General features: G+C 65.3%; 23 protein-coding genes and 2 tRNA genes. 5 read left to right on the forward strand and 20 right to left on the reverse strand.

The genetic code is table 11. The annotated features are described in order from the left end of the window. Positions 1–46: 46 nt before the first annotated feature. From IE116_RS06750 to IE116_RS06840, 19 genes are all read right to left on the reverse strand, one after another. Positions 47–123: transfer RNA gene (locus tag IE116_RS06750), tRNA-Arg, on the reverse strand. Between the two features lie 206 nt (positions 124–329). After that, positions 330–406: transfer RNA gene (locus tag IE116_RS06755), tRNA-Arg, on the reverse strand. Positions 407–487: 81 nt separating this feature from the next. After that, on the reverse strand, positions 488–1,210 hold the full coding sequence (locus tag IE116_RS06760; RefSeq protein ID WP_189610918.1) for a DUF2968 domain-containing protein: 723 nt from the start codon (positions 1,208–1,210) through the stop codon (positions 488–490). 93 nt (positions 1,211–1,303) lie between these two features. Beyond that, positions 1,304–2,674 carry a sigma 54-interacting transcriptional regulator gene (locus IE116_RS06765; RefSeq protein ID WP_189610920.1) on the reverse strand — a complete coding sequence of 457 codons (1,371 nt, stop codon included), beginning with the start codon at positions 2,672–2,674 and terminating at the stop codon, positions 1,304–1,306. Between the two features lie 40 nt (positions 2,675–2,714). Beyond that, the gene (locus IE116_RS06770; protein WP_189610922.1) at positions 2,715–4,868 is read right to left on the reverse strand and encodes a TadG family pilus assembly protein; all 2,154 of its coding nucleotides are present in this window, start codon (positions 4,866–4,868) and stop codon (positions 2,715–2,717) included. A 7-nt stretch (positions 4,869–4,875) separates the two neighbouring features. Next, on the reverse strand, positions 4,876–5,532 hold the full coding sequence (locus IE116_RS06775) for a DUF3613 domain-containing protein (RefSeq protein WP_189610924.1): 657 nt from the start codon (positions 5,530–5,532) through the stop codon (positions 4,876–4,878). Between the two features lie 66 nt (positions 5,533–5,598). Then, the gene (locus IE116_RS06780; RefSeq protein ID WP_189610925.1) at positions 5,599–6,594 is read right to left on the reverse strand and encodes a tetratricopeptide repeat protein; all 996 of its coding nucleotides are present in this window, start codon (positions 6,592–6,594) and stop codon (positions 5,599–5,601) included. Beyond that, entirely contained in the window at positions 6,594–7,568 is a 975-nt protein-coding gene (locus IE116_RS06785) for a type II secretion system F family protein (RefSeq protein WP_189610927.1), read from the reverse strand. Before IE116_RS06785 ends, IE116_RS06780 begins: the two co-directional genes overlap by 1 nt. A gap of 27 nt (positions 7,569–7,595) precedes the next feature. Then, the gene (locus IE116_RS06790) at positions 7,596–8,543 is read right to left on the reverse strand and encodes a type II secretion system F family protein (protein ID WP_189610930.1); all 948 of its coding nucleotides are present in this window, start codon (positions 8,541–8,543) and stop codon (positions 7,596–7,598) included. Further along, entirely contained in the window at positions 8,543–9,904 is a 1,362-nt protein-coding gene (locus tag IE116_RS06795) for a TadA family conjugal transfer-associated ATPase (protein ID WP_189610932.1), read from the reverse strand. Before IE116_RS06795 ends, IE116_RS06790 begins: the two co-directional genes overlap by 1 nt. 48 nt (positions 9,905–9,952) lie before the next feature. Beyond that, positions 9,953–11,245, reverse strand: coding sequence for a P-loop NTPase family protein (locus tag IE116_RS06800; protein WP_189610933.1), 1,293 nt, complete (start codon positions 11,243–11,245; stop codon positions 9,953–9,955). Between the two features lie 29 nt (positions 11,246–11,274). After that, entirely contained in the window at positions 11,275–12,591 is a 1,317-nt protein-coding gene (locus IE116_RS06805; RefSeq protein ID WP_189610935.1) for a type II and III secretion system protein family protein, read from the reverse strand. A 15-nt stretch (positions 12,592–12,606) separates the two neighbouring features. Next, a complete protein-coding gene (gene cpaB, locus IE116_RS06810) occupies positions 12,607–13,584 on the reverse strand; it encodes a Flp pilus assembly protein CpaB (protein ID WP_189610937.1) in 978 nt (325 codons plus the stop codon). A 42-nt stretch (positions 13,585–13,626) separates the two neighbouring features. Further along, the gene (locus IE116_RS06815) at positions 13,627–14,163 is read right to left on the reverse strand and encodes a TadE/TadG family type IV pilus assembly protein (RefSeq protein WP_189610939.1); all 537 of its coding nucleotides are present in this window, start codon (positions 14,161–14,163) and stop codon (positions 13,627–13,629) included. Continuing rightward, positions 14,163–14,786 (reverse strand): TadE/TadG family type IV pilus assembly protein, encoded by a 624-nt coding sequence (locus IE116_RS06820; RefSeq protein ID WP_189610940.1) that lies wholly within the window; start codon positions 14,784–14,786, stop codon positions 14,163–14,165. Before IE116_RS06820 ends, IE116_RS06815 begins: the two co-directional genes overlap by 1 nt. A gap of 176 nt (positions 14,787–14,962) precedes the next feature. Then, a complete protein-coding gene (locus tag IE116_RS06825) occupies positions 14,963–15,172 on the reverse strand; it encodes a Flp family type IVb pilin (protein WP_189610941.1) in 210 nt (69 codons plus the stop codon). 40 nt (positions 15,173–15,212) lie between these two features. Continuing rightward, a complete protein-coding gene (locus IE116_RS06830; protein ID WP_189610943.1) occupies positions 15,213–15,752 on the reverse strand; it encodes an A24 family peptidase in 540 nt (179 codons plus the stop codon). A gap of 48 nt (positions 15,753–15,800) precedes the next feature. Further along, positions 15,801–15,989, reverse strand: coding sequence for a Flp family type IVb pilin (locus tag IE116_RS06835; RefSeq protein WP_229828027.1), 189 nt, complete (start codon positions 15,987–15,989; stop codon positions 15,801–15,803). Between the two features lie 60 nt (positions 15,990–16,049). Continuing rightward, positions 16,050–16,835: an MHYT domain-containing protein gene (locus tag IE116_RS06840; protein ID WP_189614482.1), complete on the reverse strand. Its 786-nt coding sequence runs from the start codon at positions 16,833–16,835 to the stop codon at positions 16,050–16,052. A gap of 355 nt (positions 16,836–17,190) precedes the next feature. On the opposite strand from IE116_RS06840, the gene IE116_RS06845 reads away from it, so the two are divergent. From IE116_RS06845 to IE116_RS06865, 5 genes are all read left to right on the forward strand, one after another. Then, a complete protein-coding gene (locus tag IE116_RS06845) occupies positions 17,191–18,879 on the forward strand; it encodes a ShlB/FhaC/HecB family hemolysin secretion/activation protein (RefSeq protein WP_189610945.1) in 1,689 nt (562 codons plus the stop codon). A 271-nt stretch (positions 18,880–19,150) separates the two neighbouring features. Beyond that, positions 19,151–21,808, forward strand: coding sequence for a beta strand repeat-containing protein (locus IE116_RS06850; RefSeq protein WP_189610947.1), 2,658 nt, complete (start codon positions 19,151–19,153; stop codon positions 21,806–21,808). 22 nt (positions 21,809–21,830) lie between these two features. Next, positions 21,831–22,436 (forward strand): MarR family winged helix-turn-helix transcriptional regulator, encoded by a 606-nt coding sequence (locus IE116_RS06855; protein WP_229828028.1) that lies wholly within the window; start codon positions 21,831–21,833, stop codon positions 22,434–22,436. A gap of 210 nt (positions 22,437–22,646) precedes the next feature. After that, positions 22,647–23,078: a MarR family winged helix-turn-helix transcriptional regulator gene (locus tag IE116_RS06860; RefSeq protein WP_229828029.1), complete on the forward strand. Its 432-nt coding sequence runs from the start codon at positions 22,647–22,649 to the stop codon at positions 23,076–23,078. A gap of 65 nt (positions 23,079–23,143) precedes the next feature. Next, positions 23,144–23,890: an NADPH-dependent F420 reductase gene (locus tag IE116_RS06865; RefSeq protein ID WP_189610949.1), complete on the forward strand. Its 747-nt coding sequence runs from the start codon at positions 23,144–23,146 to the stop codon at positions 23,888–23,890. Positions 23,891–23,947: 57 nt separating this feature from the next. Here the strand turns inward: IE116_RS06865 and IE116_RS06870 are convergent, their stop codons facing one another. Beyond that, entirely contained in the window at positions 23,948–25,489 is a 1,542-nt protein-coding gene (locus IE116_RS06870) for an O-antigen ligase family protein (protein ID WP_189610951.1), read from the reverse strand. Positions 25,490–25,492: the final 3 nt, after the last annotated feature.

A 25,492-nucleotide genomic window follows, 5' to 3' on the forward strand; every position in this document is an offset into this window, starting at 1 on the left:
GCGCAACGCTTGGTATTGCAGTAACTACAATGCTGACAACAAATTCTGGTGCGCCCGGCAGGATTCGAACCCACGACCCCTTGGTTCGTAGCCAAGTACTCTATCCAACTGAGCTACGGGCGCTGTGTAGCGAGGCGTGTTTATAACACGGATATTGCGGCGACTTCAAATTCACCTAGTCGACCGGGCTTCCGGTTGCAAACCGCCCAACGCATACGCTAATACGTTTACTGACGCGTTCCGATTCGGTCGGGACGCTAAATCAAAACGGCCTGAAAGCGTTGGCTTTCAGACCGTTTCAAGCCGGTGTTTGCACATCGACTTTGTTCTGGTGCGCCCGGCAGGATTCGAACCCACGACCCCTTGGTTCGTAGCCAAGTACTCTATCCAACTGAGCTACGGGCGCTGCAAAGAAACGAAAGTATAGCAACAAAATCTGCTGTCGCGCAAATCAGTGCGTTTTTCGCATCGAGGGGCGCGCAAGCCCCTACCGGCCGCGGCGCGCCGTATCGCCTGGCGCCTGCGTGCCCACGGCGTCGAGCTTGGCTTGCTGCTCTTCCAGCGCGCGGATCTGCCGCTGCAGGGTCGTAAGTTGTTCGCGCGCCTGCTGGCGATCATTGGCCAGCGCGGCGGCTTCGGCACGGGCCTGGTCCTGGCGCGCGGCAACCTGCTGTTCCTGCTGACGCTGCACATTCAGGTCATTCTGCAACGCAGTCAGGCGGCTTTCATTGACCGATATCAGCTTTTCGGTGCTGGCCCGTTCGGCGTCGAGCTTGATGCGGCGAATATCGACATCGGCCAGCTGCACGGTCTGGTCCACGAAGTTGCGATACAGCTGCTCGGCCTGCTGCTCGGACGTCGTCTTGACCACGCGCCAGAAGTTCTTCTGCTGGAACATGGCCACGTAGTACACGAGGTCTTCGGCGCGGAACAACAGGCTCGCGCCGTAGTTGCCGTTGTAGGTGGTGCGCAGCTCGTTCAGGCCGCGGGCCTGGATCAGGCCCTGCAATTCGGCGATCGTGCTGTTGGCGGCCGGGCTGTTGTCGGGTTGCGTTGGTGCGCTTTGCGATACCGGCGCGCCTTGCGCGACGACGGGACGGACGGTGGACCCGGAGGACATGATGCCCTGCGCCGCGGCTCCCGCCGACATGCCCGACATCAGCACGGCGATGCCCACGCGTTGGATCATGCTGCGGCTTTTGAGTGTCATTCCAGCCTTCCTTGCTTGTGATTGTCTGAGGCTTGCGATCATCGTACTAACCATGTAATGGACGGCGCCCCGAGGCGCCGCGAGTGTTTGGGTTCAATCGAATTCTCCGGCGACCTCGGCCTCCTGGCCGACGATCTGATACTTGCGCATCTTTTCCCACAGCACCTTGCGGCTGATGCCGAGGAAGGAAGCGGTGTCCTGCCGGCGCCAGCCATTGGCATCCAGGGCCACGACGATCCGGTTGCGCTCGGCAATGTCCTGCGGATTGCGCTCGCTGGCCGGCGTCATGCGGTCGGCGCGGTCTTCCAGCGACGAGAAAATGCGGCCGATGCGCGCCCGGTCCCAGGCACGGAACTGCCGCACGGTAATGCCGACGCGCTCGGCAATGTTGCGCAATTCGCGGATGTTTCCGGTGAACCGGGTCTGCGCGATCATCGTGGCCAGCCAGTCCGGCACGTCCACGTCCTGGTCCGGAAGAATCTGGCCCAGAAAGGCTTTGAAGATCGCGATCTTGTCGATGGCGCCCCGCTCTTCCAGGCTTGGCACCATCAGTTCGATCACGGCCAGCCGGTAGTACAAGTCGGCGCGGAACAGTTCCTGCCGCACCAGGTCGCGCAAGGGCCGGTTGGTGGCGGCCACCAGGCGGAAATTGACCGGGATCTCATTCGTGGACCCCAGGCGCGTCACCATGTTCTGTTCAAGCACGCGCAGCAGCTTGACCTGCTGGTACAGCGGCAGGTCGCCGATTTCATCCAGGAACAAGGTGCCTTCGTGGGCCTGCTCGAAATAGCCCTTGTGCGCGAACGCGGCGCCGGTGAAGGCGCCCTTGGCATGGCCAAAGAAATGCGACTCGAACAGGCCATCGGGGATTGCGCCGCAGTTGACTGCAACGAAAGGACCGCGGCCATAGCGCCGGTGGCGCTCGTGCAGCAGCCGCGCGACGCGTTCCTTGCCGGTACCGGTTTCGCCGCGAATCAGCACGTTTGAATCGCAGTCGGCAAACGCATCGACCTCGGCCAGGAACAACTGCATGCAGGCAGATGAGGCGATCAGCGGGTCGGCCGCGGGCGCCGGGCGCGTGCTTTCCCGCACGACCCCGGCCAGTTTGAAGACCAGGGCACGCAGTTCCGCAGGCGTGAAGTCGGGCGTCAGAATGTTGGAATATTCCGGGGGATAGACGCTCGGGTCATTGCCCCGCGACTCGGCCGCGACCCAGATCACGGGCATGCCATGGCGCGCCTGCCAGTCGCGCGCATTGAAACTCGGCCGCTCGATCACGGTGACCGAAATCACGGCGATCGACGTGCGGGCCTGCAACATGTCGCTCGACACGGCAATTGCGTCCGCGCGGATCACGTCGACATTCAACGCAGCCAGGGCGCGCGCGACCCGCTCGGCAATATCCGATCTGCCTTCCCATACATAGACGTCCAGGTCGTCCTGTTGCGCTCGGTGGTTTTTCATGATGCTGCGCGCGTTCTCCTGGTCCATGCACCGGCGGTCATCAATAGACCAGCCGGGCGTTGCTGCAGCTCAACGACATCAGCTTGACGTCGGTCACGCCAAGGTCGATGCCGAGCACGTTGAGCAATACATTTGACAGTGCACTGCCCACCGCGTTGAGCGTCGGCTTGAGCAGTTCGATGGCGGGTTTGAGCAGCGCCTGCAGCAAGTTCTGCTGGGTCGTGCTGCCGGTGCCGCCCAACAGTCCGGACACCAGGTCACCCACGCCGGTCAGCAGACCGGGGATGACGCCGTTGCTCGCGGTGGTCTGCAGGCTGGCGATCAAGGCATTGCGTTTGCAGGTGTTGTCGCAGCTGCCGATCAGGGGCGTGACCTGCGCCTTCCACACGTCCGGCATCGCGCAGGTCAGCACGCCGATCAGGCACGGGCGGCCCCAGGTCACGCCGTCGGCGATCATGCGTGCCGCGATGGTGGTCGCGTTGTAGCCGTATCGGGTCAGGTATCTGTCGGCGACGTCGGCCGCCGTGGCGGGCGTCATTCCGGCGATCGATCCACCGGTGCCGGCCGACGAAGGTTGCGCAAGGATCAGACCCAAGGTCTGGTTGATCAGTGACGACACCGTGTCGCCGATTGCCAGCGGGTTGCCTCCGGTGGATCGGGTCTGACCCACCGACAGCGTGACCGGTGTCGTCGGTGTGGTCAGCGGGTTGACGTGCACCTGACCCGATAGCAGATTCAGGTTTAGCACCTTGGCGATCGTCTGGTCCTGCAGACCGGTGTCACAGACATCCTTGGTCGAGAACAGCGTGGATTCGTTGACCTTGCCCACACAGGCCTTGAGCAGCGACGAATCCACGGCGATCGTGGCCGCGGGCGGCGACGCGCCGCAGTTCATGTCGGTCAGGGTCCCCATGGCGCTCACCACATCGATCACGATGGGAAGGTCGATGGTCGTGCCCAGCAGGCTGAGCAGGCTGCTTGCCAGCCCGCTCCCGTTGGTGGTGACGTGGGTATAAAGGCGCACCTGCGACGTATAGGCCTTGGTGCCCACCCCGCCAATACCGATCGACGGGGGCTCGACGATGCCGAGCTTGGCGGTCGCGGTAATGCCGGCGATGCTGCCGACACTGATGGTGGTGGCGACACCGCGTTGCGACGACGCGGCGCCGACGGCCGCCGTGACCAGATCGAGCGCGCTGACCTGCGCATTGAGGGCCGACGCCACAGTGGCGCCCGGCGCAATGATCTTTGCAAACAAGCCGCCCACCGCATCGGTCGAGCCAAGCTGGACCATCAACGAGGGCACCGACAACGCCGTCTGAACGGCATTGGTGACCGCCACGTTGGCGCTTGCCAGGCCGTTCTGTCCCCCAACGGTGGTGATGGCGTTGAGCAGCGTCCCGAGCTGCACCTGGCGGCCGGCCAGCAAGGTGTTCAGTTCCGCCACGCCCAGGTCGGCGCTGATCGGAATGCCCAATGCCTGCAGCAGGCCGCTGGGCGTGACCTTGACCTGCGCCAGGCCGTTGTAGCCAAGCAGTTCGGACGCGCTGACATTCGCGCCGACGAGCCGGAGCACGGCGCCCAGAGGCGTCTGCGCCGGATTGATCGCGGAAATCTTTGAGCCGACCGAGAAGGTTGCAAGCGGCGCGTCGCGGATCGCGATGGCCTGCACGCTGACGGTACGCGTCCCCATGAAGGAAAAGAACATGGGCACTTCTTGCGTGAAGGCGACCTTCACGGCATTGAAGTCGGCGCCCGTGACGGGCGTGCCGAAATAGCTGCGCACCCAGTTGCCGTCGTAGCGCTCGGTGGGCGTTGCCTCGCTGGCGACCGTGGTGCTGGCGGCCGGCGCGGCGGGGTCCCAACGCCCGCACATGACCGGATTCTGGCTGGACGGCAGCGTCATCGAATACCGACTCATATTCAGGTTTGCGTTACCGGTCGCAGCGGCGATGGCCGGTCCGCAATTGCGCTTGTCGATGCGCTGCGCGCCGGCCAATGCAGACAGGTCCGCCACCTTCTGCATCTCGCGCTTCATGTAGAACAGGTAACCCAGGTCGGCCGAGGCCAGCAGGGTCACCGATACCAGCAGCGCGCCCGCGGTCGCCACCAGCACCGAGCCGCGCTGGCGGTCGCCGCCCCTGGCAAGGGGGCGCGATGCACGGAGCTTGAGGAAGGCGCGCGTTGCGGTCATGGCGATCTCAATTCTTGGGCGACGAGTTCGTCGGGTAGAACTCGGGAATGGGTTGCCGGAAGCTCTGGACGTAGCGATCCCAACTGGCGCGCGTGGTGGCGCCCAGGGTGGGGAGCGCCGGGCCGGCATAGCGGCCTTCGGCCTGCATGGCGAGGGCGCTGCGGCTGACATCGCCCACATTGGGTTTGCCGGTGATGGCGGGCTGAGGCGCAGGGGCAGCCGGCGCAGCTGTCGCCACGGCCGCGGCAGGCCGCGCCGCTGCGGCTGCCGCTTGCGCAGGCGCCGCGGGCTGCGGCGGAGCGGACGTGGTCGCCTGCGGCGCAGCGGGGTTTGGCAGCTGACGTACGACCGTCGGCGCCGCGGAGGGTGTCGGCGCCGGTTGCTGTGCCTGTTGCTGTGCCAGTTGCTGCGCGCGCTGCCGCGCGGCCTGTTCCGCGGCTTGCCGTTGCACCGACTGCTCCTGCAGTGCGCGTTCACGGCCGGCGACGGCTTCGGACTGCTGGCGCGCGGTCGCCGCATCGACATCCTGCTGCCCGTCGGTCTGCATCATCGTTCCCATGACGGGCCCGTTCTGCGCGTGCGCCATCAGCGGCGCGGCAAGCGTCAATGCCACGGGCAGGGCGAGCGCCAGGCGGTTCATCAGTGTGCTGCGGGTCAAGGTCATGGCCGTCATTCCGTTCGTCATCAAGGCTAAATAAGGCGTGCGTCAGTCCAGGGTCGGCACGGTCGGCTAAGGCGTGGAAAAACGGTCCAGCAGGGATTGCATCGGTGCTTCAGGCGGCAATGACCGGTCGGGCGCTGGTGCCGGTGCGCGGGTACCCCCCGCATCGGCGCCGTTCATCGACGGCGCGGGCCCGACGGATGCCGGGGCGGCGACGCGCGGCGTCGGGCTCGTACCGGCGTCGGCCGGAATGCGCGCATCACGGACGGGACCCGGCGTCTGCGACATCGACGGCGCCGCAGTCGCCATCGCCATCGCAGGCGTGGCCCGCGCCGGCTCCGACGCACGCAGGTTCGTTGCCAGGCGGCGCACGGCGGCACGTGTGGCCACGGGCATCTCCGCCTTGTCCATGACGGCCTCCGCCCTGCCCTCATCCCCTGCGACCAGCAGGTACAAGGCCAGATTGCCAACGATCTTCGGGTTCGTGGGTGCAAGCTCGGCAGCTTGCGCGATCGACAGGCGCGCCGAGGCCATGTCGCCCTGGCGCAGCAGTGCGTACCCGAGGTCACTGACGATCAGCGCATTGGTCGGATCGCGCCGCGCCGCATCGCGCAGTGCGGCAACCGCGCCGGCAAAATCGCCACGCGCGCCGGCAACCAGCCCCAGTCCTTGCGACGCGGCCGCAGCCACCGACGAGACCTGCAGCTTGCGATAGAGCGCTTCTGCCTGCGCCGCCTGACCGGACTCGCGCAGGCCGTGCGCGCGCAGCAGCTCGACATCCGGCGCCACGCCATACTTCTGCTCGAACGCATCCACGTGCGCGAGCGAGGCAAAGTACAGCCCCTTGCCCTGCATCTCGCGAATCATCGACAAGTACATGCCCCGGTTGTCGGCCACCGGATCCTGATTGGCGACCTGCTGGCGCATGACCGCTTCTTCATTGATCTGCCGCTGGCTCATGCCAAAGCCGTTCGGCGTCGTGCAACCGGCGATCAGCAGAGCGCCGCCCGCCGCGATCAAGGTGGCCAGGCCCCTGCGGCAACGCAATGTGGTGTCGTGTGTCATCAGCTTCCCAATCGAGCCAGGCCGCGAAACACGGCCAGGAATCCCGCGCCCGCGGTGACGATGATCAGCGCGGGCAACAAGGTCAGCACCATCACGCCGGTCATCTTGACCGTCAGCTTGCCGACCCGTTCTTTCAGCAGCATGCGGCGCTGCTCTCGCACCCGCTCGCTGAATTGTTTGAGCGGCTCTTGCACCGCGCCGCCGTGCTTGTCGACCTGCACGATCAAGCGCGCCACGGCCGCCAGGTCTTCGTTGTCGAACCCGGTGGCCAGGCGCTGCAGCGATTGTTCGCGGCCCAGTCCCCGGGCATGTTGGTTGGTCGCGATCTCCAGCTCGCCGGCCAGCACCGGTATGACCCTGCCGAATTCCGTCACGATCACATGCAGGCTCTGGTCGATGGACAGGCCCACGCCCTGCAGCAGCCGCAGCAGATCGATCAGCAGCGGCAATTCGTCGGCCGCGCGCTTGACGCGGGCACCCGCCACCTTTTGCAGCACCCACTTGGGCAACATGTAGCCAATACCGAATCCGATGAACAGACCGAACGCGATCACCTGGAAGGAATGCGAGCCTTCCAGATACAACCAGACCACCAGCGGCAGACCCAGGCCGAGCACGGCGCGCGCAAAAATGAATTGCGACCGCGCGCGTACGGGGTCCTTGAAGCCGCAGCGGTCGACAAGCAAACGATCCTCTGCCGCCAGCAGTTGGGCGCCGATCCGCCCTTCGCCCCACTTGCGGCCCAGTTCCGCCGTGCTGTCGAACATGGCGCGCATACGATCACGCGAGCCCGGCGCAGCGGCGCGCGCCATGGCCTCGGCCAGCTCGGGTTGCTCGCGCGCGGTAATCGCGGAGTTGACGGTGCGCTGGTTGCGCGTCTGGCGGGACGAGCGCGACAGCAGCGACAGGCCCGCCAGCAGCAATGCGGCAGCCAGGGCGATCAGCGCGGCTGCGGTCAGAAGTTGCGGGGTCATCGTGGGTCCCTGGTCATGGTTTCAACCTCATACCGACTTCGCCATGCGATACAACCAGAACGAACCGGCCACCTGCAGGAACACCGCGCCGAGCAGCATCTTCTTGCCAGACGAGTCGTCCCACATGCCCATGAACATCGCATTGTTGAAAATCACAATGAATCCGGCGACGAAGATCGGCAACAGCGCCAGGATCCAGGCCGACAGCCTGACCTCGGCCGACAAGGCGTGCAGTTCCTCGCGGGCCTGCTGCAGGTCGCGCATGAAGCCTGCCATCCGCTCCAGCACCATGTCGCTGCGGCCACCGAAACGCAAGGCGACGCCGATCACGGCCGCGACCAGTTCCAGCTCGCGAAAGCGATACAGGCGCGCCACATAGAACAGCGATGCATCCAGTTCCATGCCCGCGCGGTTCAACTGATTGGCGCGCTCCAGCACATCGAACAAGGGGCGATCGACACCAGGCACCGCGGTGTGGAATGCCGACCCCAGGCTGTTGCCGATCGTGATCAGGCGCACCAGGCCGTCGATCAGTCCAGGCAGTTGCCGCACCATGGCCGCATTGCGTTTGCTTGCGGCGTACCACAGGCGGAAATAGGTGCCAACGACAACCAGTCCAGCCGTGATCACAGCCCCCAGCACGCCGCTGAACAGCAGTGCGACCACTGGCAGCACCACCAGCAAGGCGATCATGGGCGCATAGAAACGGGTGTCGCCGGTCATGCCGGCGCGCAGCAGCAGATTGTCCCAATGGCCGCCTATCCCCGACACGCGCATGGGCGCACGCCCCGTGGGGATCTCGGGCGGGGGCGCCAGCGTGGGCGCAACCGATGCCACCGAACGGCCAAGCTGCTGTTCAACAAACGCACTGGCGGCGTTGCGGCGCGTGCGCGCCGACGACGACTGCCAGAGCCACAGCGCCGCCGCGATCAGCAGCAGCGCCATGCACAGAATGCCCAGGACCGCGACGCTCATCAGCGACCTCGCGACCAGAAACCGCCGTTGCCCCCGGCAGCGGGCGGTGGTGCTTCCGGCGTTGGCGTCCGTAACTGATCCCGGTATTTCGCCAGCTTGGGCGTATGCGGATGGATGCCGAGCGAGATCCACCGATCCTTCTCTTCGCCATCGGGCGTCACGAAGCTTTCGTAGCGGAACAGTTCCTGGGTGGCGATGACGTTATCGCCCATGCCTGTCACCTCCGAGATCGAGGTGATCCGGCGGCGGCCGTTGGAAAGGCGACCGATCTGCACCACGAAGTCGAGCGCGCTGGCGATCTGCCGGCGCAGGCTGTCCTCGCTGCCCTGAAAGCCGGCAAAGCCCGCCAGCATCTCGATCCGGTACAGGCACTCGCGCGGAGAATTGGCGTGAATGGTCGCCATCGATCCTTCGTGGCCGGTGTTCATTGCCTGCAGCATGTCCATGACTTCCGGGCCCCGGACTTCGCCGACCACCACACGATCGGGCCGCATCCGCAAGCTGTTGCGGATCAGGTCGCGAATCGTCACCGCGCCGGCGCCTTCGAAGCCGCCCTGGCGCGATTCCAGCCGCACCACATGCGGGTGATTCAAGGACAATTCGGCCGTGTCTTCCACCGTCACGACGCGTTCCGTTTCAGGCACGAAAAAAGCCAGTGCATTGAGCAGCGACGTCTTGCCCGAGCTGGTGCCGCCGGACACCAGGATGTTGCACCGCTCGCGCACCGCGACACTCAACAGGCGATGGATCTCTTCGTTGAACGTGCCCAGGGTCAGCAGGTCCGCGGGCTTGAGGGGGTCCTTCCTGAACTTCCGGATCGACACCATCGGGCCGTCGACCGCCAGCGGCTCGATGACCACATTCAGGCGGCCGCCGTCGGGCAGGCGCGCATCGACCATCGGGCTGGACTCATCGAGCCGCCGACCCAGCGGCGCAAGAATGCGGCGCACGATGCGCAGCAGATGATTGTTATCGCTGAAGCGCAGGCTTTCCTTGGCCAGGATGCCCCGCCGCGACACGAACACGTTGTCATAGCCGTTGATCAACACGTCTTCGACGGCGGCGTCAGCCAGCAGGTCTTCCAGCGGGCCCAGACCGGCAAGTTCCTTGGTCAGGGCAGCAGACACCTGGCGCAATTCGCTTTCATTGATCGGCACGCGGCGCAGGCGCACGAAGCTGTCGACCTCCAGGTCGACGAACTGCTGGATGGCCGCGCGCGACCAGCGGCCGAATTCCGCGCCCAGCTCTTCGATACGGCTCAGAAGGTGCTCGTGGGCGGCGGCCTTCACGTCGTGGAAGCGCTGCGTGTTGACGAACGCCACGCCGTCATCGGCAAATTCGATAGAAGCCGTCATATCCATGATTTCTGTTCTATCCCGGTCAACTTAAAACCCGATGCATGCGCATGGCTAGGCCAGATGCTTTTGCACGCCGGGCAGCCAGCGCGACAACCACTTGTTTGCCCCGGCTTTTTCCGTCCGTTCCGACAAGGCGTCCGCCAGGTTCTGCACCGCGCGCACGTAAGGGTCGCGGTCTGACACGTCGTGAAGCAGGCGGCCCTGGTTGGTGCTGCTCATCAGCGCGAGGGTGCGGTCGGGCAAGGAGGCCAGCAGGTCGACACCGAACCGCTCGGCGATCTGGTCGGAGGTCATGCCATAACGTTCGTCGTAGCGATTGACCACCAGGCGCAGCCGCGAGCGGTCGACATCGCGGCCGTCCAGATCCCGCAGGGTGTCGGCCAGCGACACCAGTGACCCCACGCCCTGATCGGTCACCAGCCAGGTCTGATCGGCCGCGCGTACCAGGCTCGCAACGAACTCCGGATTGGTAAAGCCGCCCAGATCGGCAAGCAGCACCCCGAAGTGCTCCCGCAATTTTTCGAGCAGGCCCAGCGAATCGGCATGCGACACGGTGCGCATTTCGCCCAGGTCGCGCGGCAGCGGAATCACTGTCACACCGCTCGGGCTGCGCGACAGCGCCGTGTTCACCAGCGTCTCGTCGAAACGGCGCAGGTTGCGCACGGCTTCGGCAAAATGGAAGGTGCCCGACACGTTCAGGTACAGCTGGCCATCGGCAATCGGCCAGCCCAGATCCAGCAGCGCCGCTTTCTGGGAACCGGTGCCTGGGGCCGCCTTGCGGCCGGCTTCCGGCGCCGCCGGCGGGGCGCTCATCTGCATCTGCACCAGCGTCGACAGATGTGCACCCAGGGTGCTTGCCCCGACGCCGGCCCGCACACCCAGAATGACGATCAGCTGGCCGCGGCCCGGCCGGCGCGAGCGGCCTCCACCGTTGGACTGCAGCACCCGCCGCACGACATCCTGCACTTCGTTCTCGTTGGCGAGGTCGATGAAGTCCCGGACGCCGGCCCGCAGCGCGGCAATCGCGCCTTCGGGCCGGGTGATCGAGCCGACCGCGACCACCGGCAGCGTCGGCGCGACGCGTGCGAGCTGGCGCGCCAGCTCGGTGGCCTGCGCCATCTTGCCGGGTTGCGATTCATCGATCCCGAAATCCAGGAACACCATCTGCGGAATGAGTTCGGCCAGCCTGACCGACAGGCGATCCGATGCCGCGTTTTCCTGCACCATCATCCCGTCATCGGCCAATGCGGCAGCCAGGTGCTGGGCGGCGGTGTTATCCGTCGTGAAGAACAGGAAACGGCGGGCATCGTGCAAACTGGCCAACTCCTTGGTTCGCGCGTTCATAACTCTTGCTCCTGGGCGACCTCGTAGCCCTATTTGGAAAAGCCCGGCAGCTCGTCGCCGCTGGCAATTCCCAACACATAACTGCCCCAGGCGTTTGCCGGGGTGTCGCGCTTGTCCTGCGACGCGCCCGGCAAGGGCAGCGCCACGCCTTTCATGATCGGCCGCACCAGGCGCGGCGTAACCACGATCAGCAGCTCTTTTTCGCGCTGCTGATAGTTCATGCTGCGGAAGAAGGCGCCAATGATCGGCAGGTCGCCAAGCAAAGGCATCTTCGACAGGTTCGACGACGTCGTCCGCGAGACCAGCCCGCCGATCACATAGCTTTCACCGTCGCCCAATTCCACCGTCGTATCGGCGCGCCGCGTGATGATCGCGGGGATCTGCGTGCCGTTGATGTTCACGCCGTTCGTGTAGTCCAGATCGCTGGCTTCCGGCGCGACCTTGAGCGCGATGCGGTCCTTCGACAGCACCGTCGGCGTCACGGTCAGCCCGATACCGAAAGGCTTGTAGACCACCGTCGTCGTGCCCAGGCCACCTGCCTGCGGCACCGGCAATTCGCCGCCGGCCAGGAACTTGGCGCTCTGCCCCGACAGCGCGACCAGCGTCGGTTCGGCCAGCACCCGCGCCAGGCCGTTCGATTCGAGCAGGCGCAGATTGGTATCGAGCAGGAAGTTGCCGCGTGTCAGTCCCAGCGCCAGGTCGAACATGGACCCGGTCGGCGCGATCTGGCTCGCCAATCCGAAGTTGAAGGAACCCCGCGTGTTGCTGGCCGAAAAATTGAAGCCCGCTTCCTTCAAGGTCTGTTTGTTGAATTCGACAACTTTCACCTCGACCTGCACGACACCGCCGGCATCAACGACCGAGTTGTCGAAGACCTGCTGCGCGCCCACGGCGTTGTCGGCCGCCGCGGCGGCGCGACGATGCGACAGCAAGGAATCGGCGCGGCCACTCATGACCGCCGTGTCACCGTAGATCGACGTTTTGACGCCCTCATCGGGCAGCAGCGTGGCCAGGTCACCGGTCACACGAACCAGATAGACCTGCGGGGCTTCGACACCGCGCAGCCAGACCGACACCATGGTGGTGCCCGGCTTCTTGCCGACCACGACCACGCTGCCGCGGCGCGTTTCCGTGGCCCGCTCCAGCATGACATCGGCCACTTCCGGATCGACCACGGCCACGCGTTCCAGGGCGCCCGGGATCGAGAGCTGGTACTGGTCGCGCACGGCGACCGACACCTGCCGCGGGCCGTCATCGGCCGCGCCGGCGGGCACCATAAAACACAGGGCAAGCGCTGCCGCAAGCGGCCATTTACGGAACACCATCCTGAAAGGTCCTGTCGTCATCGATGCTCTGCCCACTTAAAAACCGACCGTTTCGCGCTGCGTGCCGCGCACCACTTCCACCGTATTCGGCTGCACGCGCGGCAGCGTCGGCGCCGCCACCGGACGCGGTGCGGCGGGACGCGGCGCCGCCACTTGCGGCACGGCGCGCGGCGCGGGCGCGGTACGCCCTTCACCTGCCAGGCCGCTCAACTCGTTGCCGGCGTAGGCCAGGTTGTCGGCGTTCCTGAGGGCCTCGCGCTGCTCGGGCGTCAGCGTTCCCTTGGCCGCCAGGACCGTCGGCACTTCGGGGAACAAGGCCACATCGGGCACGGTGGGATCGGTGGGATGACGCAGGGCCAGTTGCAGACGGCCGTTCTGCGTCGCCAGCAACAGGCGGTTCACATCGGCGGTCGGCACCGCCAGCACGGCGGTGCGCGGCACGACCGGGCCGCTGTTGCGCAGCGTTTCTTCGGAAGCGGGCGGACCGTCGACCGAGTCCTGGCCGTACGTCAGCACGCGCAAGCGGGACAGCAGCAGCCGCGACTGGGTCTTGCTGATGTCCTGCGCCTGCTTGAGCGTGAAGAACACATCGACCATGTCGCCCGGGGTAACGCGATTGCCGCTGCCGACGACCTCGTCGACCGACACCGCCACCGCGCGTTCGCCTTCCTTCAGCTGCAGGGTCAGGCCCTTGGCCAGCGTCGCGTCGACCACGGGCGTGCCGGGTCCGATATCGATCCTGGGTATCTTGCCTGCCAGCGCGGCAACAGTCGTGAAGCTGCCCGCCGGGTTGATCGGCAGCGGCACGACCTTGAGCGACGCAGGGTCGATGACCGTGCCGGCGGGCAGCAGCTTGTCGGCCACCACCACCTGGAACTGGGTCTGCGACACCGGGTTGCTGGCCTCTGTCGGCGCCGGGGCGTCAGGGGTCCGGGCCAGCATCAGGGCGTAGACGCCCAGCAGCAGGGCCACCAGGACCAGCAGCGCCGCAACGATCTTGGTCACATTGTTCATCGACTCAGGGCCTTATAGGTCAGCATGGCTAAGGAAGACGTTTCAGCTCGCGGTCGCGCCGATCTGCACGGTGCCGCGGGACGACAGGTTCAGGGGAATCCAGTTGCTGCCCGGCCCGAAGAGTGTTTCGAGCCATGCGCCCAGCGGGACCAGTTCAGGAATCAGCGGAAAGTTGCGATAGTTGGCATAGGTGACCTCGACCGTGCCGCAGGTCAGCACCGGGCTGTAGGTGCACGGCTGGATGGTGGGCGCGCATACGACCGGACCCTGGCCGAGCGTCTGGCGGAACTGGTTGAGCCACACCATCGATGCATTGGCCGCGGAACAGCCCATTGCGCTCGCGGTGGAGGTCGGCGAGGGCGCGATCGATGCCTGCAACATGGCTCGTGCGCCTTCCTGGGCGGCGCGCGACAGGGTCTGCTGCACCATGAGCAAGGCGCCGTAACTGGCAATGCCGAAGAATATGAACAGGAACAGCAGGCAGACGAGCGAGAACTCGAGTGCGGCCACGCCGCGTTGGCGGCGGAACCTGGCGGCGCGACAGGCCGGTGCGTGCAGGGTGGCGTCGACATGCATCATCAGGCTCCCGTTCCCATGCGTTGCAGGACGGACGGATCCAGCGTCACGGTCGCGACGCCTTGAAGGTTGCCGGGCACGACAAGGCCCAGTCCCGGCACGGTCGGGACGAGCGGGTTCGCGCGATAGTTGTAGGCCACAGTGAGGGTGGCCTGACATTGATCGGTCGATTGATAGCCGCAGAAGACCTTCGCGCTGGGGACGCCGCCGGTGAAGCGGGCGACGCACTGCGACGCGCCAGCGGTGCCGTCGGCATTGGCGCAGCGGCCGTTGACGACGGCTTCGCACGTCGGCACAGCGCCGGCGCCCTGCAGCCAGCTCACGCGATCGGCGGCAACCTGACAGGCGAGCTTCAGGCGCTCGTTCAATTGGGACATCATGACCGAGGGTGTGCTTGGTGCGGACACGAGGCGATAGCGCAGGGTCGCGCGCGCGCCGTCCTCGGCCGCCAGTGTCAAAGACTGCTGGGCAGTAAAGATCAGGCCGAACGTCAACACGCCGTAAAACAGCAAAAAGAAAAGCGGGAAAACAATGGCGAATTCGATCGCATAAACCCCGGACTGTCGCCGTGGTGCATCGTCGACACGGCGGCCGTTGCAAGGCCTGGTTCTGCCGGTACCACGCATCCTGTTTCCCCTGCTCAATCCAAAAATCGGCCTCTTGCGAGGGATTCGAAACAGCACCACGTGCCTGCTACGCCTGGTCAGGCTGTCGCAGCCTCATGTTGTCGACCCACGTTTCGGCACCCACACGGCATGAATCGTGTTGGCACAGGCGAGGCCGGCTCCTCGCCTGTGGACCTTCAACCGCCGGTGGCCCCGCCCCCGGTTGCCGGCGCGGTGCCGGTTGCACCCGTCAGCTTCGCCGAGATGCGACCAAAGAGCAGCGACAGGTCAGTACCCAGGGCCGTCAAAGCCACGATGATCCCTACTGCCACCAGGCCGGCGATCAAGCCATACTCGATGGCCGTGGCGCCTTCTTCGTCTTTCAGAAACTTCATGATTTCTTGCATGGTTCACTCCTTGAACGTGCCACTCATTGCTGCTGGCAAATCACGATTGCCAGACCAGCATCCCCACCGTCCCCACCGCCATATAGGCGGCATACGGAATTCCGCGCCGTTGCCGGCGTCTTGGTGTGTCGCTCGCAAAACGCCAAGCGGCCGGCATCGGTAGTACAGCAGCGAGTCGTTCCCCGACGTCCTTCGCCGCGACGCCCCAGATCGAGCTGGCAAAACCCAGCGCCATCGCATGGCCCGCAGCCATCAGGCTGGCAATCACAAATACCGGCAACAGCGCTGCGGGCCCCATCCACCATCCCACCACCGCGAAAAACTTGACGTCCCCCGCTCCCATCGCGCGGAACGCGTACAACGGCAACAACAACACGAACCCGACAACAAGCCCGGTGACTGCCGGTTCCAGCTCGGTGGCAAGACGACCGATGCCGCCATCACTCAACGCCAAAAAACTACCCTGCACGACCAGGCCAAGGACGACCAGCACGTTGAACACCTTGCGAACCGAGAGGTCGCCAATCAGCACCAACGTACAAAGCACAACGAAACTTCCAAGGTGAAATGCGCTGACCATAGCGGGGCCTGTTTTGGGGACCGTGTGACGTGCCAATCGTTAACTGAATCAAGTAATCGTCGTAATGTTGGTTGATATGCGCCTGAATAATCCATCAAGGCTTCCACCCAATGCCGTTAAAGCAAGGATGATGCCCAACGCCACCAAACCAGCGATCAATCCATATTCAATGGCGGTCGCGCCCTCTTCATTATTTAGAAACCTTGAAACGGCTTGCATTACCTTCTCCAGATTCATCAACTATTCAGCAGACGACTTAACAGATGCGCTTGAAACAACTGCTTGCACACTGCGCCATTAAATCTGCTGGCGCGTCGTCAGCACTGTTTCCAGTTTTGTCGCCATCTGCAGATGACTCTCGCGGCTGCTGCGGTAAATCTCGACACGCATCACGATCAAGCTGACCAGCGAGATCAGAAAGACGGCGTAAGGCAGGACGTCGCCATCAAACTGCAGGCCGCCAAACTCGCGCGGCGCGGCACAGACGATCGCGCCAGCCGCTACACCCAGGTAGTGCATGCCGCACACTGCCAGGGCCATCAACACCGCGGCGCCGATGCGCTGCCATTCGGTGTAAAGGTTGAATGCAAGCCACAGCGCCACGGTGGCGGCAACAATGGCAACCCCCATCGATGCGACAACCAGCCAGCCGTTCCAGTCAAACACTGCTGACATGCGCATCGAGTTCATGCCCAGGTAATGCATGGCCACCACGCCCAGTCCTGCGACCACGCCGGCGATCGCGCAACGGGCCAGCGTGAAACGCGCCCGGCCGACAAACCACAATGCGGCGCCCGACAAGGCGATCGCGACGATGAGACTGAACATTGTCATGGCGGCACCGTAGGCCACTCGTGACGGAATGATCTGCGCTGCCATGCCGATGAAGTGCATTCCCCATATACCGACGCCGCCAAGCGCCACTGCAGCCGCAACCACATACCCGATGTGCGTGCGGTTGTCAGGCGTCCGAATGCGGCTGGCGGCCAGCAAGGCGACGTAAGCACCGAGCGCCGAAATCGCAAAAGAAAGGGCGACCAGACCACCGTCGAACTGCAAGGGAATAATGTCGCCAGGTTGCATCGCTTCCTTTCCAGATAACACCCTGTTACTGGTCGGCCACAGGGTTGTATGAAACACCATCATGTCGCCCACCTGCGATGTCGCGTAAACACCAACTTGATAGCGATGTGAACCATTGCGTATCAAATCGGCATACCGGCGATAATCGCAAAGCGACGAGCGAATACTAAAAAACATTATCTCCAGCGCGGCATTCGGCAAGTATCGGGTACCACCGTCCTACATTCGTCCCATCGTGAACAAAGCTGCGATTAACCCTGAGTTAATCGCGCCGCAGTATGTTTTCGCCAACGTCCTTATGCCAAACTTGCGGCCACTAGCCTGTGCCATAACACCTGCCCGGAGGCTCTTTCGCATGCCCCAACGCCCTCGCCTGCGCGCTGTCTGGTTGCCTGCAGCGCTGCTGGCCGCCCTGCCCTTTGCCAGCCAGGCCGCCGACAGCCCCGGCCTGGGCAATCCGCTGGATGCCTTGCCACAACGGCCCGCCGAACCCGCACCCGAGGCGCCGCCCGTCGTGGTGCCGCAAACGCCCGCATCGGATGCGCAGCAGTCCACGCTCGCCCGGATCATTACGCCGGCCAACTTCGACGTCACCGGGGTGACTGCGTTGCCGTTTGCCGACGTCGTTGCGATCCTCGAGCCGCTCGCGGGCAAGCCGACCACCGTCGCGGCATTGATCGCCGCGGCCGATCGCATTACCGAGCTGTATCGGCAGCAGGGCTATATCCTGTCCTTCGCCTTGATCCAGAACCAGGACTTTGCCGGCGGGCTGGTCAGGGTGACGGTGGTCGAAGGCTATGTCGGCAGCACGCAGATCACCGGGGACGTGGGACCGGCCATTGCCAAGCTGCAGGACTACGCGCGGGTGATCGAGCAAGAACGCCCTCTTACCCGCAAGACACTGGAGCGGCAGCTGAATCTGATGGCCACCGTGGCCGGCATGAAGGTCAGGCCGGAGCTGAGCCTGCCCAAGCGCGCCGATGGCGCGACCGAGCTCACGCTGGCCGTCGACGACAAGGCATTGCGTTTCGACGCCGGCATCAGCAACCTGAGCACTGGCACGCATGCCATTGTGACTGCCACGGCCAGCAGCCTGACGCCCCTGGCGGAACAGGTGCAATTGATGGCGGCCGTGCCGAGCGGCAGCGACAAGCTGCAGTACTACGCCGGCAACGTGGTGGTGCCGATCGGCAGCGACGGCATGACCGTCAAGGCCGATGCCTTCAGCTATCGCGCCGAGCCGCAGAACGACATCCTGCAGGCGCAGGGCCTGGATCGCGAGATCCAGAACCAGCGTGCTGGCGTCAGCGTCAGCTACCCCTTCATCATCAGCAATCAGCAGGCATTAACCGCGACCGCCGGGGTCTATGCGTCCAGCAGCCGCGACACCTACCGCAGCCAGGCGACCGGCGCATCGGCGCAACTGACGACGCATCTGCGTGTGCTGCATGCTGACGTGACCTACGCCGACAGTTCTTTGCTGCAGTCGCGCCGCCTGACGGCAAGCATCAACCAGGGACTGGATGTTCTGGACGCGCGTCAGAACCAGCAAGGTATCGGCGCGGACTACGACCTGGACTTCACGCGCGTCACGTTGGGCGGCACCCAGTCGCTGACCTTGCCAGCGCAATTCGGCGTCTCGTTCTCTGCGCTGGGCCAGTACAGCTCGAACTCGTTGCCCACCTCCGAGCAGATCACGTTTGGCGGACAACGATTCGCACGCGGTTATCCGGCCGGCGAAGTCGGCGGCGACAAGGGTTATGGGGCAGCGTTCGAAATCAACCGGCGGTTCGCCACCGGCCTGACCTATGTGCCGGTGGTACAGCCCTATGTGGTGGCCGACGCGGCGCGGGCTTCCTTGAACGACAGCCGCTTCACCCTGGCGACGCGCAAGCTTGCTTCCGTGGCCCTGGGCCTGAGGGTGACGGACCAGAAACGTTATGCGCTGGACCTCAATCTCGCCAAGCCGGTGGGCGATCGTCCTGTCAACGCCAATGGCCGTCCATTGCGCTTCAACGCGAACTATTCGTTCCAGTTCGAATAACGCAGTCTCGTTACGTAACGCTGTTCCCGGCGCTACGTAACGCCCCCGCCGTTCCGGCCCTCTTCTCCCCGTTTGAAGCCCTTCGCGCGGTGTGTCGATCACACCGCCGCGTATGCTCGCGACCCCTGATTCCTCCTGTGTTTGCAAGACCTTGGCGACATTTTGGCGGCAGGTCGGCGGACGCCTTGTGATCAACGATCCATGCATTGGCATACGTTTTGCAATGAGGGGATCAGGCAGTCACGCCGCTTCAGAAAGGCAGAGGAACATCATGTACACAGACATCACAAAACCGGGCGGTCGCGTATTGGTCGCCGCATTGCTGCTGGCGCTTTCTTCGCTGTCGGGGTGTTCCTCGTCAGGCGGAACCAGTGGTCTCGTTGGCGGCGGCTCGGGGGACTCCGGCACGTCGGGCGGTAACGGCGGTAGCGGCGGTGGTACGCCGACGAACCCGGGTACGGGCACCGGCACGACTCCTGGCACGGGCACAGGTACCACTCCTGGCACGGGCACAGGTACGACTCCTGGCACAGGCACGGGAACGACCCCAGGTACCGGCACGGGCACGACCCCAGGTACCGGCACGGGCACAACCCCAGGCACTGGCACCACCCCTGGCACTGGCACGGGTACGACTCCAGGTACCGGCACGGGTACGACCCCTGGCACCGGCACCGGCACGACCCCAGCCACTGGCACGGGCACAACCCCCGGTGCCGGCACAGGTACCACGCCCGGGACCGGGACCGGCACCAACCCTGGCACCGGCACGCCGACCAATCCTGGCACGCCCAACACGCCACTCACCGGTGTTCTTGGTCCGGTCCTGGGTGGTGTCGGCCAGGTCGTTGACAACATCATCAATGTGGGCGCGGCGCCGACGCTTGGCGGCGCCGGCGCGCAGCTCGATCCGGTCATCACCCCGGTCGCCAACAACGTGGCCGGTGCCACGCAAACCATCGGTGCGACGACCGGTCTAGGCGCCCCGCTCAATGGCATCCTGGGTACCGTCGGCAGCACGGTCACCCACGTCGGCACCGCCCTCGATACCAGCAACTCGCCGCTGACCAGTGGCGTGAGCGGCCTCGTCGCAGGCCTTGGCAACACGGTCAGCAGTGTCGGTCCCGTGCTGGATGGCACGAGTAGCCCCGCCAACCCGGTGGGCACGGTCCTGACGAACCTGACGGGCGCCGTTGGTAGCCTGACGCAGAACGTCGGCGGACAAGGCGGCCTGCTCTCCCCGATCACGACACTGATCGCAAACGTGAATGGCGGCGCGGTCAATCCGCCGGTGCTGGGTCCCAGCCTGGCCACGACTGGCCAGGCCGTCGACAACGTCGCCAACCTGAATCTGGCCAGCACGCTTGGCAAGGTCGGCACGGGGCTCGACCCGCTGGTCAGCCCGGTCGCCGGCGCGACCACCACGCTCACCCAAAACGTCGGCGCGGCCACAGGCCTGGGCCAGCCGGTCAGCGGTCTGCTGACCTCGGTGGGCGGCGCGATTGCCAACGTCGGCACCCACACCGACGTGCCCTTGCCGGTGGGCGGCACGGCGCTCAACAACGTCGTCACCGGCCTGGGCAACACGGTGGCCAGCACGGGCGCGCTGGTCAACGCCTCGCCGGCCGCGACCAACCCCCTGGGCACGGTGCTGAACAACGCGACCGGCACCGTCCAGGCGCTGACATCCGGCCTGGGTGTGACGGGCGAAGGTGGCCTGCTCAGCAACATCGTCGGCGGTGCGGGCCAGGTCCCGGGCAATGGCGGCACGACACCGACCACCGGTCTCGGCGCTGTCGTCGGCAACCTGCCGGTAGTCGGCCCGATCGCCGCGCCGGCGGTCAGCGCGGTGGTTACTCCGGTAGTGGCCTCGATCGTTGCGCCTATCGTTGCAGGTGACAACGGTCTGCTCACCAGCCTGCCGGTCGTGGGCAACATTCTGGGCGGCGCAGCACCCGCACCCGGCGCGGGCACGGGTGCGGGTGTGGGTGTGGGCGTCGGCGTAGGTGTCGGCGCAAGCGTCAACCTCGGCGGCGTCGTGGGCAACGTCGTTGCCCCGATCGTTGCAGGTGACAACGGTGTGCTGACCAACCTCCCCGTCGTCGGCAACCTCCTGGGCGGCGCAGCCACGACGCCGGGCACCGGCGACACCGCGCCGGCCACCGGCCTGGGCGCGGTCGTCGGCAACCTGCCGGTCGTCGGCAACGTCGTTGCCCCGATCGTTGCGGGCAGCAACGGTGCTTTGACCAACTTGCCGGTTGTGGGCAACATTCAGGGTGGCGCGGCTGCAACGCCGGGCACCGGAAATCCGGCCTCTGGCGCACTAGTGCCGATTACCGGCAACCTCAACCAATTGATGGGGGGCACGGGCAATCTGCTGGCTCCGGTCACGGGTGGTTTGCTGGCCAACACGGGCGCGTCCAACCCGCTTCCGGTCGCCAAGCCGGCCCTGACCAACACCGGCAGCGCCGTCGACAACCTCGTCAACATCGGCGCCAAGGAAAGCCTCGGCCAGGCCGGCGCGGCACTCGATCCCATCGTCACACCCATCGTTGTCCCTGCTACGGCCGCTACGCAGACCGTCGGCGCGCAGACCGGTCTGGGTGCGCCGGTCAACGCCATCGTGACGCAGATCGGCGGCGCGCTGACCCAGGTCGGCACGCAAGTCGGCGTCGCCACGCCCGTGCTCGGGACGGCGGTCGGGGGCGTGGTGACGGGTGCCGGTCAAGCGGTCGCCAGCACCGGCGGCGTCGTGAGCACGGCCAATCCGGCAGCGCCTAATCCTGTAGGAGGTGTATTGACCAACCTCACGGGCGCGGTCAACAGTGTGACCTCGGGTGTGGGACACGCGGGGACCACGACCGGCACGACAGGCGCATTGGCACCGGTGCAGAACCTGCTGGGCGGACTGCTAGGCGGCCGCAAGTAAAACACTACAAGGAGCAGTCCCTATGTTGGATCTGGAGAACGCGATGGGCGCCATGAGCAGTGCCAGCCACGGTACCCACACGATGCAGTCCGAGGAGCGGGACAACGACAACATGGTCAGCGAGATCGTGACCATGCTGGGCCGGCGTCTTACGGTCTATACCTCGCTCTATCAGACCGCACTGGCCGAACGCCTTCACCTGAGCGTGGCGGACGTCAAGGCGCTCGAACTCGTGATCGAGTTCGTGCCGATCACGACAGGCCAGCTGGCCTGCCTGGCCGGCATCAGCTCTGGCGGCACCACCGCGGTGATCGACCGGCTGGAAATCGCGGGCTACGTCGTGCGGGACAAGCATCCGCTCGACCGGCGCATCGTCGTGATCCGGCCGGTGGCGGCCAAGTGCGCCGAGATCGAACAGCACATGCGCTCGGTCGCCGAAGAAGTCGCACACATCGGCGCGCACTACGAACACGAGCAGTTGTCGGCGGTGCACAGTTTCCTGGCGCAATGCGTGCATGCATTGAAGACGGAAGCGCTGGGGATGCTGAAAGACAATGGCAACGCCAACCTTGCGGACACCCGGCGCGAGTTCACGCCGCGCAAGAATGCGGAGCACAACGGGGTGTGATGGCGAGGCCGGCAACGGCCGCGTCTTGGACAGGGGTACGCTGGGGCGTGCCCCTTTTTTTATGTCCGTGACACCGGACGGATGCGATACCAGATCGAATACATGGCCGGCAGGAACACCAGTGTCAGCCCTCGCGGGCGGCGCGGACCACTTGACACGCACCGCCGCCTCCATTTATCTTGCGCACTAGAGTCTTGAGCAATAGATAATATGAAAACCAATGATAGGCATGTCGGGACGGCGCTGTCGTTTGCCCTTTACGGTGCAGCCAATCGTATGGTGCGGCAGCACAAACCTCTTCTCGAACCGCTGGGTCTGACGTTTCCGCAATACCTGGTCGTGCTCGCTTTGCTCGACGAAGCGCCCATGCCGGTCGGGGTCCTGGGCGCGCGACTGGACATGGATACCGGGACGATTACCCCGCTGGTCAAACGCCTTGAAGCGTCCGGCATGGTCACGCGCACGCGCGATCCGGAAGACGAACGCCGCGTCATGGTCAACCTCACGCCGCGCAGCCGCGCCATGGAAGCCAAGGTGCGCGGGATCACGGGCCGGATCAAGACCGCGTGCCGCATGACCGATCGCGACCTTGAAGCATTGCGCCATACCTTGGAAGCCCTCGCGCATCCGTCGGCGGATTGAATCGTGCGGGTTGGCGCACCGTCGCCGCCCGATGTTTCGTCACCCCTCACTTTTTCAGGATCATCATGAAGATTGGAATTCTTGGCGTCGGTCACATCGGCAAGACGCTGTCACGCAAGTTGAGCGCCGCAGGGCACGACGTCCAGGTCGCAAACTCTCGCGGTCCGGAAACCATCGACAGCGAGGTGCTGGCCTTTGGCGCGCGCGCCGTGGATGCGGCAGACGTCGCACGCGGGGTGGAGGTCCTGATCCTGTCGGTTCCGTTGAATCGCATGCCGGCAACCGCGTCCCTGGTGGCGTCGCTGCCTGCCGATACGGTCGTCATCGACACATCGAACTATTACCCTGCGCGCGATGACAGGATCCAGGCCATCGACGCCGGTCAGGTCGAGAGCGAGTGGGTGGTGGAGCAATTGAAACGGCCCGTCGCCAAGGCGTGGAATGCCATTGGTTCGGACTCGTTGGCCAGGAAAGGCTCGGCGCCAGGCACGCCCGGCCGGATCGCCATTCCCGTCGCGGCGGATCGTGACCGGGACCTTGCGGTCACGCTGTCATTGGTCGAAGACACCGGATTTGACGCCGTCAATGCCGGCAGCCTGGCCGACTCCTGGCGGCAACAGCCGGGTGCCCCCGGGTACTGCACCGACTTGACCCGCGAAGAACTGGTCCAGGCGCTTGGCGCAGCTGAGCGGTCACGCCTGCCGCAACGTCGTGACCTTGCGTTCGCGGCCATCAGCGAAAGGTTTGCCGGGGTGGGAACAAACCCCGATGCGGACTACGCGGTGCGCCTGGGGCGGGCCCTGTACATGTAAGGACGTGATGGCGGTGGCGGTGGCGCGATGCAACTGCCGCTGCCATCAAGGCGCCCGTCAGAAGTACCCGTTGCGCCACAGCCGCGGCGCAAAGAAGGGATAGGCCGGCGGGGTAAAGCCGCGTTCCTGGGCGCCCAGACCCAGTGCTTCGGGCAGCATGCCGCGCAGCACAGACGCCACGGCAAACGCCAGGACCAGCGCCATGAGCATGCTCACCCACACGTTGCGGTGCGCATGCGGCATGGGCCCGGCGGCCAGGCGGTTGCCTGACGCAGCCGCCCCGCTTTGCGTCCATGCCACCGAGCCGGCCACGAGCAGGACGATCCAGAGCTGGCTGATGGGCATCACGATGGAACCGGACACACACGCATCGGCCACCGTTGCCACCGCGCCGCCCACCAGCGTGGTGCGCAGCGCCTGGCCAGCCAGATCGCCATCCGCCACGGCACGTCCGCGCCGCCACATCGCCATGGCACCGCAGACCAGCGCGGCGGTCAGCGCCCCGACGGCAGGCACGCCCCATTCGGCCGCGATCTGCAGCAGCCAGTCGTGAGGGTGCGCATTCGCCTGCAGCGCCATGGCCCGATGAGCAAAATGCAGCGGGCCTTCGCCCAGCCAGGGGTGGGACTGGATCATCGACCACGCGAGGCGCCACAGGTCCAGGCGACCGGATGCCGGGTCCACCAGACTGCGTTCGGCCACCCCCTGCAACACGCCGAAGGGTTTGAGCCCGATCGCCATGGGCAAGGCCACATACAGCAGCAGGTAGGCGATGAGCCCTGCCGCCGCCGTGGCGAGCAGTGCGCGCACCCAGGGCCAGGCGGCGCGCCCGTACAGACCGAGCACGACCACGATGGCCACGCCGATGCCGAACACCGTGCCGCGGCCGCCGGTCACGAACAACAGCATCCACCAGACCGCCGTCATGCGCCACCACATGGCGCGATGCGCCCGGCCATCGGCCACGCCGCCCGCGGGCAGCGTCAGCCAGGCCAGGAAGGGCAGACTGATGGTCTGGACGTGGTTCAGGAAACGATGGTTGTCATAGCCCGGAGACAGCATCAGTTGCGATGGCTGCACGTGCCCGATCACCGCGATCAGGTAGTAGGCCATCGCCAGGAACACGTACGCGACGCAGCCATAGCCGCACCAGAGCATGGTGCGCCGCAGGCGCGCCGCCACCCGACCGGGACCGGACTCGACATGGGCCGCCGCGCCTGCCTCGTTGCCGCGTGCCGTCCACATCCATTCCGCCGCGATCGCCAGAGCAAGCATCACCAGCAGCGTCATGGATCCCCATTCATAGAACGCGTGCCGGGGCGACAGCGACTGCATGCTGGATACCGCCCCCAGCAGCAGCCACGCGCCCAGCCAGGCCGCGCCCACCTTGCCCGGCCAGACCAGCGCCCCGCCCTGCCGGCGCTGACGCACCAGGACGGTCACGGCGCCGATCAGCAGCACCCCGACCTGCATCAGGCGCTGGTTGTTGTGATACGACGCATCCACCGTCCACGGAATATGCAGGAAGGGTCCGACGGCGACCGCCAGGCAGGTCAGCGCAGTGAGCAGGTAGCGCGACGCAAGGGAAGAAAAGTTCATGAA

The sequence above is a fragment of the Pigmentiphaga litoralis genome, from assembly GCF_014651835.1.
GTDB classification, from domain to species: domain Bacteria; phylum Pseudomonadota; class Gammaproteobacteria; order Burkholderiales; family Burkholderiaceae_B; genus Pigmentiphaga; species Pigmentiphaga litoralis.